The sequence below is a fragment of the Pantoea sp. UBA6567 genome (genome assembly GCF_002434165.1).
Classification (GTDB): Bacteria; Pseudomonadota; Gammaproteobacteria; order Enterobacterales; family Enterobacteriaceae; genus Pantoea; species Pantoea eucrina.
Genome location: NZ_DJJN01000006.1, coordinates 642,637 through 654,281 on the forward strand (window position 1 = coordinate 642,637; position 11,645 = coordinate 654,281).

An 11,645-nucleotide genomic window follows, 5' to 3' on the forward strand; every position below is an offset into this window, starting at 1 on the left:
GGAAGGTGCGACAGCCTTACGCAACGGCGGCAGTTGAGGTATAGTCCGTTTTTTTTCGGAGGAACCATGCTGCCTGACTTATCTACCCGCCTGAACAAATACATCAGCGAGAGCGGAATCTGCTCGCGCCGCGATGCCGATCGCTATATCGAACAGGGCAACGTATTTATTAACGGTAAACGCGCCGCCGTCGGTGCTCAGGTGTACGCCGGAGATGAGGTCAGGGTGAATGGCCAGCTGATTGAGCCGCGTGACGCCGACGATCTGGTGCTGATTGCGCTTAACAAACCCACCGGCATTGTTACCACCATGGAAGAGGGTGAGCGCGACAATATCGGCGACTTTGTGAACCACAGCAAGCGCGTGTTTCCTATCGGCCGGCTGGATAAAGATTCGCAGGGGTTAATTTTCCTCACCAACCACGGCGATCTGGTTAACAAAATTCTGCGCGCCGGTAATAACCACGAAAAAGAGTATGTGGTGACGGTTGATAAACCGATCACTGATGAATTTATCGCGGGCATGGCGGGTGGCGTGCCGATGCTGGGCACGGTAACAAAAAAGTGCAAAGTTAAAAAAGAGTCGACGTTTGTGTTCCGCATTATTCTGGTGCAGGGGCTCAATCGCCAGATCCGCCGCATGACCAAACACTTTGGCTATGAGGTGACGAAGCTTGAGCGTACGCGCATCATGAACGTCAGCCTGAAGGGGATTCCGCTCGGCGAGTGGCGCGATCTGACCGATGATGAACTGATCGATCTGTTTAAGCTGATTGAGGATTCGTCATCAGAAGATACTAAAACCCGGCAGGCGCAGGCGAAGAAAAAAACGGCGTCACCGGCGAAAAAAGCGCCCGCTGCGGCTGCAAAGCAGGGCGATAAAGCGGGGGGCCAGGGCGCGAACCGCAAACGCTTTACCCAGCCCGGCCGCAAAAAAAAGGGGCGTTAAGCCCCGGATTATCCGCCCGGCCTGCGGGCGGATCGGATTATTTATCGGTGCCAAACCCCTGTTTATGGAGCGCCACCAGCACGTGCGGGAAGTAAATGTGCTGGTAGTAGCCGCTGACGCTGTCGCTCCAGCTCTCGCCATCGCTGCGGCCGGTAGTTTGCCAGTGCTGCACCAGCTGCGCGTTGTAATCAGCGATATGCTGCGGCAGATCCGCCTGCTGATAACGCTCTTCGTGGCGGAAAGTCGGCAGCGGCAGACGCGGCTTCTGGTGCGCAGGCTGGTCGACGTGGCCGATGACCACCCCGGCAACCGGGAAGGTATAGTCGGGCAGATCCAGCAGCGCGATCATCGCTTCCGGATCGCGGCGGATGCCGCCAATCGGCACAATACCCAGCCCCTCAGCCCGCGCGGCGGCCATGACCGATCCCAGCGCAATGCCCACATCGGTGGCGCCGGAGACCACGCTTTCAATACTCTGCTGCGCAATCTGCTCACGGCCGCTGGCTTCTATCGCCAGGCGCGACTTATGCATATCCAGGACAAAGGTCAGAAACACGGGCGCTTTCGCGATCCACGGCTGCCCGCCGGCAATGGCGGCAATCTGCTGGCGCTGCGCGGCGTCGCGGGTGACGACGACGGATACCTGCTGGGAGTTGACCGAGGTAGGCGCGTAGTACGCCGCTGAAATAATTCGCTCAAGTACCGCATCCTCTACGGGCTGATCGGTATAGCTGCGCTCACTCTTATGCTGAGCGAAAAGATCGATAATGGAACTCATGCTGCCTCCTGTTGTGGGGGAGAGAGCGTAGCAGGCCGGGTAGCGGTGCGTTTTACCGTTATTGCCGTGAGGTAAAACCGGGTGCCGTGGCGGCACCCGGGCGGGAGGTATCAGCTGACTTTCACCACGGTTTTACCGAAGTTTTTGCCATTGAGCATATCGAAGAACGCCTGCGGTGCATTCTCCAGCCCCTCAATCACATGCTCGCGATAGTGCACCTTCTCCTGCTCAACCAGCGGCGTCATCGCTTTCAGAAACTCAGGATAGCGGTCGCCGTAGTCCTGGAAGATGATAAAGCCCTGCATGCGGATACGGCGTTTCAGGATCCCCGCCATGATCAGCGGCGTGCGGTCAGGTCCCGACGGCAGGTCGCGGCTGCTGTAGCCCGAGACGAGGCCGCAGACCGGAACGCGGGCAGCGGTGTTCAGCAGCGGGAATACCGCGTCAAACACTTTACCGCCGACGTTCTCGTAATAGATATCGATACCGTCCGGGCAGGCCGCAGCCAGCTGGTCGGCAAAGTCATCACTGTGGTGATTGATACAGGCGGAGAAGCCGAGCTTTTCAATCGCATAGCGGCACTTCTCTTCACCCCCGGCGACGCCCACCACGCGGCAGCCGTTAAGCTTGCCCAGCTGGCCCACGGTCGCGCCGACCGGACCGGTCGCCGCCGCCACTACCAGCGTTTCGCCCTTTTTAGGCTGACCAATGTCCATCAGCCCCATATAGGCGGTGAAACCGGGCATGCCGAGAATGCCGAGCGCCCAGGAGGGGTGAGCCAGCTCGCCGAGCTTTGCCACGCCTTCGCCATCAGAAACCGCATAGGTCTGCCAGCCGCTCTGGGCCAGCACCCAGTCGCCCGCTTTAAAATCGCTGTGCTTTGATGACTCAACCTGACACACCGTGCCGCCAACCATCGGCTGGTCGAGTTCCGCCGGCGGCGCATAGGATTTACCGTCATCCATGCGGCCACGCATATAGGGATCCAGCGACAGCCACACCGTGCGCAGCAGCATCTCACCCTCTTTGATCTCCGGCACCGGTTGTTCCACCAGCCGGAAGTTCTCTTTTACCGGTTCGCCCTCGGGACGGGAAGCCAGCAGCCAGGCCTGGTTTGATACAGCGTGTTGCGACATAGTTACCTCTCTTATGACAAACGGGTGAGGCAAGTGTAGCTGAGGATAAGCGCACTGCCGTTAGCGGATATTGCGCGGCCGGTCTGCCGCAATAGTTTGTCACTCATTCGCGGAAGGGTGTTATATAAGAGCGACCGATTGCCAGATCCCCCCGGACCGTGCTGCTTCGCATGTGCCATTTCCTGACCCGGAGATTGTTATGATAAAACCGTTACGCGCCGCGCTGCTGCTGGCGCCGCTGGCAGGCAGTACGCCGCTGCTGGCGCAGACTTACGTCTATGTTTCAGAAGCCGGCGACGGCACGATTGCGCGCTACAGTCTGGATCAGCACGGCGCTCTGCACCTGCTGGGCCATACTCCGGCGGACGGCAAGGTGATGCCGCTGGCGCTCAGCACCGATAAAACCCATCTTTATGCGGCGATCCGCAGCAAGCCGCTGCAGCTGGCAAGCTGGGTGATTGATCGCCGCAGCGGCGACCTGACGCAGAAGCAGCAGGTGCCCGCCGCCGCCAGTTATCCCTGGATCGTCGCTGAGCCGCAGGGGCGTTTTCTGCTGGCGGCCTCGTATGATGGTAACGTCGTTGATGTATACCGGCTGACGCCGGAAGCGACACTCAGCGCACCGCCGGTGAGCCGGTACGCCACCGGGCCTGCCGCTCACTCGGCCATTGCGGATCCAGCCGGCAAAACGGTGTATGTCGGCAACCTCGGCACCGACCGCGTGCTGCAGCTGACGCTGAGCGACAGCGGCACGCTGGCCGCGCTCGGCGGCGGGTATGTCGCTACGGCTAAAAACAACGGCCCGCGCCACTCGGTAATGTCCGCAGACGGGCGCTTTCTGTATAACATTGGCGAAATGGGCGGGGTGATCACGCAGTTCCGGCGTGAGGCGAACGGGGCGCTGGTAAAAGTTGCTGAATTCCCCAGCGCCGTTGCCGCCTCTTATCATCTGGCAGAGGGGCGCGAACGGCCGCCGGGATACAGCGATCCCACGCCGCGTATCTGGGCCGCCGATATTCATCTCACGCCGGACGGGCGCTTTCTCTACGTCAGCGAGCGCACCAGCAGTACGCTGAGCGGCTACCGGGTAGATGCAGAGAGCGGGGCGCTGACGTTAGCGGGCAGCTGGCCGGTGGAGAAGCAGCCGCGCGGGTTTGCCATTACCCCGGACGGACGCGGGCTGGTGGTCAGCGGCGAGAAGAGCGCGGTGATTGGCAGTTACCGCATCGATCCGCAAAGCGGGGCGCTGACGCGCACCGGTGAAGCGCCGGTGGGCAGCGATGCCAACTGGGTGACGATCGTGCACTACTGACGGCTGTGCAGGCGGCGGTCTGCACAAAATAATTTTATGGAGCCGCCGCACAGCTGAGAAATGTGATCGCCGACACATTTTATCTGTTAACCGGACGATTCCCTCCGGTGCCGTGCAGCCACTACGCTGGCCGCTGCGGCACCGGCAGCTTCGATAAGCGGCGTTAACGGATAACCGCACACGCGGGGCGTATCATCCAGCATAAATTTTGATGACGAAACAATTTGTCGTAGTTATCTGCGTGAGCGCAGGCAGCAATCTGGCAGGATACGCCGCACTTAGTGCCTTCTGGTCCCTGTGACATGCCGTGGCTTACCCGACCCGCTCTGTTCTTTGCCTTAAAAACCACGCTCGCTGCGTTTCTGGCGCTCTGGCTGGCGCTGGAGATTAACCTGGATCGCCCCGCCTGGGCGCTGACGACGGTGTTTGTCGCTTCGCAGCTCTACTCCGCCTCGACCATCTCTAAATCGCTGTTTCGTCTGCTCGGCACGCTGCTGGGCGGCCTGTTTATCTTTCTGATTTTTCCGCTGACGGTGGCGCATCCGCTGCTGTTCAGCCTGGTGATTTCACTCTGGGTCAGCGGCTGTCTCTGGCTCTCACTGCATGATCGGACGCCCAAAAGCTATGTGTTTATGCTGGCGGGCTACAGCGCGGCGATTATGGGGTTTCCGGAAGTTTACACGCCGTGGGGCATTACCAGTACGGTGCTGTCGCGTATTGAAGAGATCACCTTAGGCATTGTCTGCAGCAGCCTGATACACGGCCTGCTGTTTCCGGTCTCCATGCGCAGCCTGCTGGAGCAGAGCGTGACGCAGTGGTATCTCACCGGCCGCCGGCTCTGTCACGATCTGCTCTCCGGGCCGGTTAGCGCCGTCTCGCCCGAGCGGGAAGCGATCCTGACGCAGATGGCTACCGCACCGCAGCAGGTGGAAATTCTGATCACCCACTGCGTCTATGAGGGTGACGCTGCCCGGCGGCTGATCCGCTTAGTCAGCGCGCAGTATCAGCATCTCTCCTATCTTATCCCGACGCTGACCGCCATCGAGCTGCGCCTGCAGCGCCTGGCCGCACGCAATATCCTGCTGCCTGACTATGTGGCGCAGGGATTTCAGCAGTTCCTGCAGTGGCTCAGCGACGGAGAGGCGCCGGGCGATGTGATCGGCATTCAGCTGGAGCTGACCCACCGGCAGGCGCAGATCAACGCGGCGTGGCGCGCCGGCGAGCTGCCGGTGGAACACTGCCTGCTGCTGAGCGGTCTGCTGGAGCGCATGATCGACTTTGTGCGCATCGCCGGGGCGTATCAGAGCGTCAGTGGCATGGTGAGCGATTTGTCGGGTGACACCGCACTGGCGCGCGGCAGACGCACCCACCGCTTCTTTGATCGCGGGCTTATCCGTCTTTCGGCGCTGACCGCTTTCTGCGCCACCTTTGGCAGCTGCCTGCTGTGGATGGGAAGCGGGTGGCGCGACGGTGCGTCTGCCCCGGTTATGGCGGCGATCCTGAGCTCTTTTTTCGCCAGCCTCGATACGCCGCTCACCTCGATGAAGCTGTTCGTGCGCGGCGTGCTGATCGCCATTGGCATCAGCCTGGTGTATGTCGCGCTGCTGCTGCCGCAGGCGACCTCGTTTGAGGCGCTGATAATCTGCATGGCGCCGGGGCTTATTATGCTGGCGCTGACGATCGCCCGCCCGGCAACCAACCTGATTGGCCTGAGCGTGGCGATTCAGATCCCGGGACTGATCGGTTTTGGTCACCATCTGAAGCCGGATCTGGTGCTGCTGGTGAATAACGCCATCGCCTCGGTGACCGGTGTCCTGTTTGCCGCGATCGCCACGGCCATTATGCGCAACAAGCGGCCGTCGTGGAGTGCGCGGCGCGCGGTGCGGCGCGGACTGCGCGAGCTGCTGCGCTTTATTAAGGAGATTGAGCGCAACGGCTCATCCCTGCCGGCCCGGCAGCGCTTTATCAGCCTGATGCTGGATAAGGTCAACATGGTGCTGCCGCGTCTGCGTCTCGATCCGCAGTCAGATATGAGCAGCGCCGGTATGCTGCTTAATGAGGTGTGGCTGGGCGTCAACAGCTTCGACTACTATGCGCGGCATCGGGTGCTGCTGGGTAATTACCTGCTCGACAGCGGGGCGTTTTTCTATGAGCTGGGACGCTTTCTGAAGCAGCGGCTGAAGTCGCTGCAGAGCGCCCCGCACGCTGAACTGCAGCAGACGCTGGATCTGCTGCTGCTGCAGCTGGAAGCGCTGGCGCTGGACGATGAACGCCTGTTTACGCCGCTGTTTCATTTGTTCAGCGTCCGGCTCTATCTGTTTCCGCAGCTGGCGTGGCCGGAGGCGACCGCCGGCCAGCGCGCCGCCCTGCAGCAGCACGCTCTGCGCCTGCGCGCTCAGCCATCCCAGCTGTAGCCGCCCGGTACGCGCGCAAAGCCTGCCGGTTTCAGCAGCGCCGTCAGCGGCGACTGGCTGGCCGGAGAACCATCAATCTGCTCCAGCGTAAAGCGCAGGCGCGGCTCGCGCCGGAGGGCCGCGGCTAGCGCGCCAAGCGCCTGCTGCAGGATCTCCGGCGATATACCGGCCATAAACGTATGCAGCTGTTTACCGCCGGGCGGCAGCCAGAGCAGCGGCTCTCCCTGAAACAGCACCACCCAGCTGCCGCTGCGCCGCAGCGGTTTCGTCCCGGAGAGGGTCAGCGGCCACGGCAGCAGGGTGCCAAACGGATTAGCCGGATCCAGCGTAGCCAGCGCCAGCGTCGCAGCGGACGGCGCGCGCTGCAGCTGACGGATACGCTCAATCAGCGCCGGCTCAGCGAACTGCGCGGCCCCCATGCCGCTGACAAAGCGCCCGCGCAGCAGGTGTCCGGCATCCTCCATCGCGCGCAGCACCGGCTGCAGCGCCGGAAAACCACCGGGGATCGCGCTGCTGCGGGCGGCGCCGTGCGTTGCCACGCCGCTGCGGTCCAGCAGGGCGCGGGCCAGCGCCAGCGCCCGCACCGTATCGGACGCCGGTCTGATATTCAGCAGCGTCCAGCTGCCGGGCAGCGTCACGGTGGCGGCCAGGGCCGGACGCCCGGCGCCGCCGGGTGCCGCGCCAAAATGGCGTCCGGCCATGCGGCGACGGCGTGCCGGACGCGGTTTGCTGCGCAGCGGCGGCATCCGCAGCGGCTGCCAGCTCTGCGACGTGATCCAGCCACGCCACACCAGATCCCACAGCGCCGCGTCGGTTTCCGGTGACGCACCATCACCGGCGTCGCTCTCGGTGGCGAGCTGCAGCTGCCGGAAGGTTGCGCTGCCGTGCTGCTGCAGGTGCGCCACGATCCGCTGCTGCAGAGGTGACATCGTCACGGTTTGCGTCTCCGCCGGTGGCGTCATGATTGCGGCAGCGGCGTTAGCCGGGCAGAGTTCCACCCGCTCCTGTCGCGTGCCGGCTGCGCGGCTGCCGCGCCAGAGCACCTCGCCGCTCGCCAGCAGTTCATCCAGCAGCGCGGGCTGGTAATCAGCGATACGCGCCGGAAAAATCTGGCTCTCCCAAAGCCCGGCAGGCAGGGCCACGCCGGCCAGCTGCGCGATCACCCGGCGCAGACCCTCTGTACCGCTGAGCGGGGCGGTAAGCGCGTGGCGCTCCGTCAGCGCCTGCACCCATGCCGCCGGCGCAGCGGGTTGGGTCGCCTCACGCGCCGCCTGCAGCGATGCCAGCCGCAGACGCCGGAATACCGGCGCGGCGATCCACTGCACCCCGCCGGAGGCGGGTTCGCTTCTGACGACACCCGGCGTCTCCGCCAGCAGCCTCTCTGCCGTGCCGGCGTCGAGGCCAAAATGCCGGGCGACCTGGCTGGCTCTTACCAGCGTGTGTGTCTGCAGATAGCGGCTGACCAGCCCCTGCAGCGGGCGAACCGCGCTCTCCGGCACTGCGCTGCCGCCACCGGAGAGCGCCTGCAGGCGGGCGGCATCTTCTGCGACCGCAAAACAGGCCTGCGCACCAGACGTAACCAGCAGGATCCGGCCCGCCTGCTGCAGGGTCTCCAGTACGTCAGCCAGCGGCGACGCGCCCCGGTAGCGCCGGGCTATCTCTCCGGCGCTGAGTGGCCCCAGTTCGCGCAGCAGATCCACCATCGTTTCCTCGCCGGTAGCCTGGCGTGCTGGCGTCAGGCGCTGCAGCAGCGCTTCCGTCTGCGCAATGACGTTTGCGTCCAGCAGCTGCTCTGGCGGCAGCGCCCCGATCAGCTCGCTGAGCAGTGACGTATCCAGCGCCAGCAGTGCGGCCAGCTGCTCAGCCTGCGGCACCGCCCGGCGGTCGGCGTCAGCCAGATGGCTGGTCAGCAGCGCGGCAGCGAAGGGCGAGGGCGCGTCAGTTGTCATCTCGCGCAGCTGCACCTCTCCGGCGCGGATCTGCGCCATCAGCTGCTGCAGCGCGGGCAGATCATAGACATCCTGCAGGCATTCACGCGCGGTTTCCCGCAGCAGCGGAAAATCCGGGAACGGCCGCACGGCGTCAAACAGCTCTGCGGCGCGCAGCCGCTGCTGCCAGAGCGGGGTGCGCTGCCCGGCACGCTGACCCGGCAGCAGCAGGGCGCGGGCGGCGCATTCGCGAAAGCGGGCGGCAAACAGCGGCGATCCGCTGACGGCGCGGCTGACCCGCTGCTGTAACTCATCCGGCGTAAACTGCAGCCAGTCGGAAAGTGAAAATGTGGCATGCGGCGGCAGACGCGTCACAATGCCGTCGTCGCTGGCGACCACGTCAGCCGTTATGCCGTGCTGTTCCGCGAGCCGATCGGCCAGCGCCAGCGCCCAGGGCGCGTGTACGCGTCTGCCCCACGGCGAGTGCAGAATAATGCGCCAGTCGCCGCTGTCGTCCGCACAGCGCTCAATCAGCAGCGTGCGATCGTCCGGCAGCTGTCCGGTCGCCATCCGTTGCTCACGCAGCAGCGTCTGCAGATTACGCCGGGCGTGCGCGTCCAGCGCCGGGTCTTCTGCCGTGCCGTTTGCGGCCTGACGCAGATAGCGGCCGCGCGCCGCGCCGAGCGATGCGGCGCGTCCGGGCGCATCCGCCTGCCAGAACGGCAGCCGTGCGGTGCGTCCCGGTGCCGGTGTGACAATCACCCGGTCGCGCATAATCTGCTGAATACGCCAGGTTGTGGCTCCCAGCGTCACGATGTCATTGACGCGCGAGCCGTAAACCATCTCCTCATCCAGCTCGCCCACGCGGCGGGTACCGGCCTGCGCCTCACCCTCCGGCAGCATCACGCTGACGCTGCCGCGATCGGGAATGGCGCCGGCGTGCATAATCGCCAGCAGCTTTGCGCCGGGCCGGGCCGTGATGCGATCCGTCTGCGGATCGTGGATCAGCCGCGGGCGCAGCAGGGCGAAAGCGTCAGTGTCGTCGCGTCCCGTCAGCATCGCCAGCACCGCATCGTAATCGTGCCGCGACAGCGTCAGAAAAGGCGCGCTGCGCGTGACTTGCTTAAACCAGCGGCCAGCCTCCAGCGGCGCTATGGCGGCGGCAGCGATGGTCTGCTGGGCAAGAATATCCAGCGGGTTTTCCGGCACGGTCAGCGGCTCCGTTTCGCCCGCCAGCATCGCCGTGACGATCACCGCCGTCTGCAGCAGATCGCTGCGCGATCGGGGCCAGAATTCCCCCTGCGGCGTGCTGCCCGGCCGGTGTCCGGCGCGTCCGGTGCGCTGCAGGGCGCTGGCGACCGACGGCGGCGTACCGACCTGAATCACCTGTCCGACGCTGCCCATATCGATCCCCAGTTCCAGGCTGGAGGTGGCCACCACGCAGCGCAGCGCACCGCTCTTCAGCGCGCTCTCGATCAGCAGGCGCTGCTCCCGGGCAACGGAGCCGTGGTGCGCACGTGCAATCTCTGCAGCGTCATCGCGCTGCTGCTGCTGCCAGCGGGCGTTAAGGCGCGCCGTCAGCTTCTCTGCCAGCGCGCGCGAATTGGTAAACACCAGCGTGGTGTGATGGCGCAGCACCGCGGCCAGTATTCCCGCTTCCAGATGCGGCCAGAGCGCGCCGGCTTCGCTTTCGCTCCCCGGCAGCGGCGGGGGAGCCGTGAGATCCGGCACCGGGACCGTGACGCGGAGCTGCAGCGGGCGCGGCAGCGGCGGGTTGACGAGAGTGACCGGGCGGCGACCGGCCAGAAAGCGCGCCACGGTCTCCGGCGGGTTTACCGTTGCGGATAACCCGATACGCTGCGCCGGCCGGGCCAGCTGCGCATCGAGCCGCTCCAGCGACAGGGCCAGATGGGCGCCGCGTTTGTTGCCCGCCAGCGCATGAATTTCATCAACGATGACGCTGGTGACGCCGCGCAGCGTATCGCGCGCCTGCGAGGTCAGCAGCAGATAGAGCGACTCCGGCGTGGTGATTAAGATATCGGGCGGATGGCGGCGCAGCGCTGCCCGCTCGCGCGCCGGGGTATCGCCGCTGCGGATCCCGCAACGGAGCGTGATGGCCGGCTCGCCCTGCTGCTGACGACATGCGCTGACGCCCGCCAGCGGCAGCTGCAGGTTGCGCGCCACGTCGGCGGCCAGCGCTTTAACCGGCGAGATATAAAGCACGCGCGTGGTTTCTTCGTGCGCAACGGCGGCATCCGGACTGCGCTCGCGAAACAGCGCATCGATGGCGTGCAGAAACGCCGCCAGCGTTTTGCCGGAGCCGGTCGGCGCCACAACCAGCGTATGGCTGCCGCCGGCGATCGCCTCCCAGGCCGCCTGCTGAACCGGCGTCGCCTGATCGAACGTCTGTGTAAACCACAGGCGCGTGGCGGGTAGAAAGTGCGACAGCGGTGGGACAGACATCCCGGACTCCTTGCGGGTAAGAGGGCGCGATTAGCAGTGTAGTCGCCCGCGCGCGGCTGAACAGGTTATATACTTGATGCTCAGCGATTTATTACGGGAGCTTGTTATGAACAGCGTAAAAATGGCGTTACTGGCGCTGGCGCTGCCGGTCAGCGCGCTGGCCGCGCCGGTATTTACCCTGCAGTCGCCCGATTTTCAGGATGGCGGTATGCTGCAGAAGGCGTTTGCCGGCAATAAACCGGGCAATCCGGCGTGCAGCGGCGAGAACCTCTCACCCGCCTTCAGCTGGCGCGATGCGCCGCCGGGCACACGCAGCTTTGCGCTGCTGATGACCGATCCGGTGGGTGCGAAAGGGCTGGGCGTGGTGCATATGGTCGCCTATAACATTCCGGCGGAGCGGCAGCAGTTTGCGCGCGGCGAGCTGAGCAGGGGAACCGGTTATACCGGCGGCACCAACAGCCCAGGCACGGCGCACTACTATGGACCCTGTCCGCCTGCGGGCAGCGGCATGCATCACTACAACTTTGTGATTATCGCCACCGATCTGCCGCCGGACAGGCTGCCGGCCGGGCTGACGCATGATGCGCTGATCGCTCAGCTTAAAGGTCACGCGCTCGCCGGCGCCACCCGCGTCGGTCGCTTTACCAACGATGAGTAAACCGCCAC

Annotated in this window: 7 protein-coding genes; 4 read left to right on the forward strand and 3 right to left on the reverse strand. The window is 64.4% G+C overall.

The window, feature by feature from the left end; all coding sequences use genetic code 11:
* Nucleotides 1-66: 66 nt before the first annotated feature.
* On the forward strand, nucleotides 67-948 hold the full coding sequence (gene rluF, locus B4M48_RS09035; protein WP_039384328.1) for a 23S rRNA pseudouridine(2604) synthase RluF: 882 nt from the start codon (nucleotides 67-69) through the stop codon (nucleotides 946-948).
* Nucleotides 949-985: 37 nt separating this feature from the next.
* Here rluF and B4M48_RS09040 read toward each other — a convergent pair whose 3' ends face one another.
* Together B4M48_RS09040 and B4M48_RS09045 are read right to left on the reverse strand one after the other, a co-directional pair.
* A complete protein-coding gene (locus B4M48_RS09040; RefSeq protein WP_039384330.1) occupies nucleotides 986-1,726 on the reverse strand; it encodes a nitroreductase family protein in 741 nt (246 codons plus the stop codon).
* Nucleotides 1,727-1,836: 110 nt separating this feature from the next.
* Nucleotides 1,837-2,862, reverse strand: a complete 1,026-nt coding sequence (locus B4M48_RS09045; protein ID WP_039384332.1) for an NADP-dependent oxidoreductase — start codon at nucleotides 2,860-2,862, stop codon at nucleotides 1,837-1,839.
* A 199-nt stretch (nucleotides 2,863-3,061) separates the two neighbouring features.
* Here B4M48_RS09045 and B4M48_RS09050 point away from each other — a divergent pair, with 199 nt between their 5' ends.
* Together B4M48_RS09050 and B4M48_RS09055 are read left to right on the forward strand one after the other, a co-directional pair.
* Complete coding sequence (locus B4M48_RS09050; protein ID WP_039384335.1) at nucleotides 3,062-4,174, forward strand: lactonase family protein; 1,113 nt, start codon at nucleotides 3,062-3,064, stop codon at nucleotides 4,172-4,174.
* Between the two features lie 302 nt (nucleotides 4,175-4,476).
* Nucleotides 4,477-6,588, forward strand: coding sequence for an FUSC family protein (locus tag B4M48_RS09055; protein WP_039384337.1), 2,112 nt, complete (start codon nucleotides 4,477-4,479; stop codon nucleotides 6,586-6,588).
* Here B4M48_RS09055 and B4M48_RS09060 read toward each other — a convergent pair.
* A complete protein-coding gene (locus B4M48_RS09060; protein ID WP_288656450.1) occupies nucleotides 6,570-10,979 on the reverse strand; it encodes a DEAD/DEAH box helicase in 4,410 nt (1,469 codons plus the stop codon). The genes B4M48_RS09055 and B4M48_RS09060 overlap by 19 nt on opposite strands.
* Nucleotides 10,980-11,085: 106 nt before the next feature.
* Between B4M48_RS09060 and B4M48_RS09065 the strand changes: the two genes are divergently transcribed.
* Entirely contained in the window at nucleotides 11,086-11,637 is a 552-nt protein-coding gene (locus tag B4M48_RS09065; RefSeq protein ID WP_039384342.1) for a YbhB/YbcL family Raf kinase inhibitor-like protein, read from the forward strand.
* Nucleotides 11,638-11,645: the final 8 nt, after the last annotated feature.

What these genes read in the sequence shown, in the direction of transcription:
- rluF (WP_039384328.1), top strand. Translation starts at nt 67, where the DNA reads ATGCTGCCTGACTTATCTACCCGCCTGAACAAATACATCAGCGAGAGC.
- B4M48_RS09040 (WP_039384330.1), bottom strand. Translation starts at nt 1,726, where the DNA reads ATGAGTTCCATTATCGATCTTTTCGCTCAGCATAAGAGTGAGCGCAGC.
- B4M48_RS09045 (WP_039384332.1), bottom strand. Translation starts at nt 2,862, where the DNA reads ATGTCGCAACACGCTGTATCAAACCAGGCCTGGCTGCTGGCTTCCCGT.
- B4M48_RS09050 (WP_039384335.1), top strand. Translation starts at nt 3,062, where the DNA reads ATGATAAAACCGTTACGCGCCGCGCTGCTGCTGGCGCCGCTGGCAGGC.
- B4M48_RS09055 (WP_039384337.1), top strand. Translation starts at nt 4,477, where the DNA reads ATGCCGTGGCTTACCCGACCCGCTCTGTTCTTTGCCTTAAAAACCACG.
- B4M48_RS09060 (WP_288656450.1), bottom strand. Translation starts at nt 10,979, where the DNA reads ATGTCTGTCCCACCGCTGTCGCACTTTCTACCCGCCACGCGCCTGTGG.
- B4M48_RS09065 (WP_039384342.1), top strand. Translation starts at nt 11,086, where the DNA reads ATGAACAGCGTAAAAATGGCGTTACTGGCGCTGGCGCTGCCGGTCAGC.